This window comes from Methylobacterium sp. E-025, assembly GCF_022829705.1.
Taxonomy (GTDB): domain Bacteria; phylum Pseudomonadota; class Alphaproteobacteria; order Rhizobiales; family Beijerinckiaceae; genus Methylobacterium.
The window spans coordinates 1-1,462 of record NZ_JAKSYR010000137.1 but is presented as its reverse complement, the minus strand read 5'-3'; the positions used below and the strand labels follow the sequence as shown (position 1 = coordinate 1,462).

1 protein-coding gene and 2 pseudogenes are annotated in these 1,462 nt (G+C 67.2%); 1 reads left to right on the top strand and 2 read right to left on the bottom strand.

Annotated features, from left to right (window positions below; translation table 11 throughout):
• Positions 1–204, bottom strand: a pseudogene (locus tag MKK64_RS20165) (IS6 family transposase); the annotation flags it as partial.
• Between the two features lie 26 nt (positions 205–230).
• Here MKK64_RS20165 and MKK64_RS20160 point away from each other — a divergent pair.
• Positions 231–1,037: a hypothetical protein gene (locus MKK64_RS20160; protein WP_243936711.1), complete on the top strand. Its 807-nt coding sequence runs from the start codon at positions 231–233 to the stop codon at positions 1,035–1,037.
• A gap of 300 nt (positions 1,038–1,337) precedes the next feature.
• Here the strand turns inward: MKK64_RS20160 and MKK64_RS20155 are convergent.
• Positions 1,338–1,462 (bottom strand): annotated as a pseudogene (locus MKK64_RS20155) (IS5/IS1182 family transposase); the annotation flags it as partial.

Here is a 1,462-nt window from a genome sequence, read left to right as displayed (position 1 = left end):
GAACCCAGCGGTTCAGGGTGCTATCGTCCACCTCAAGAGTGCGTTCCGGGAATAGCTGCCCCATGTCGCGGTGTCGCGGTAGCTCAGCGAGTAGCGCAGGTACCAGGCGACAGCCTGCACGATCAGGTTGGCCTCGTAGTGCCGGCCTTTGAAGTCAGCTTTGGCGCGCTGCTTGAGCTTGGCAGCGATGGCGGACAGGATAATGGGCAGCCTCCGAAACCGGAGGCGCCTTGCGGGTCATAAGGTCAACGCTGGGTAAACGCAGACACAATCGTGTTTGCGACACGCCCCAGCCCATCCAATCGACAGCCGAGCTGCCGGGCCCGGTCATCGCGACCGGGGCCGGTGCGGCATGGCTCGGCGGCAAGGCGGCAACGATCGGCGGCACGGCAGCGCTCACCGGTACCGCCCTCGGCATGAGCAACGGCATCATCACGGGTGCCTTCACAGCCGGAGCCGCGGCGCTCACGACGGCGGTCCTCGCCCTGCCGGCTGCCCTCACGGCAGCGGCAGCGCTGACGATGACCTATGACCAGGGGAACAAGATCGCCATCCAGGAGGGGTCGCAGGCCTTCATCGGCAAGTCGGATGCCGGCGAGGCCCCGGCGCTCAACCCGATGCAAGGGCTCGTGCCGAAAGACCCGCCATTCCAGAAGTACCTACGGACCCCGTTCTCGGGCACGTTCGGGAATTGGGAAGGGTCGCTACCGCCGGGCACGGCCGGGATGCCGGCTTCGGTGCCTGCGCGCCTGCCCGGCCTCAATGGCCTGGTCGGGCCGCGACCCTCGGAGGCTCCCAAGTCGGAGGTCATGGTGCGCCAGCCGGGTTTCGGCCCGGCGACGCCCAAAGATCCCGCCGATGGCAGCGCAGCGACAGGAGGCAGCTCCGGCCGCATCCAGCGCGGCGCCCGTCCCGGATGCGGGCAAGATGCAGGAAGCGACTGCAGCTCTTGCCTCGTACAAGGCCGAGCTGATGAACGTGAAGTCGGAGCTGGCTGCGAGCGCGAGCCTCGATCCCCCGGGGGGCGGCGGGCTTAAGGCACGGAAGGCCGAACTCGAACACATGATCGAGGGCGTCCAGGCGAAGCTGACGGCGCTCAACGGGGAGACGATCGCGCCAAAGGTCGAGACCGGTGCGCTCGAAAACCTTCACGTCCGAGCAGGCGAGCTGAAGGATGCCTTGCAGGTAGCCGGCGGCATCACAGTCGCCCCGCAGGCCTCGCCGGCCGGCCTCTCAGGAACGCTCGCAGTCGCGAAGGAGCTGTTGACCACCTTGCAGGCGATCCCGGTGGTGGTCTCCGCGTCGAACGGCGCTCTCGCGCGGGCTAGGTCGCGGACTCATAAAGTTCGCAGCCAGACCCGGACGGCAGCGAGTTTGACGCTGGCGAGGAAGTTGTCGGGATCCTTGTCGTAGCGGGTGGCGACGGCGCGGAAGTGCTTGATCTTGCTGAAGAAGCGCTCGA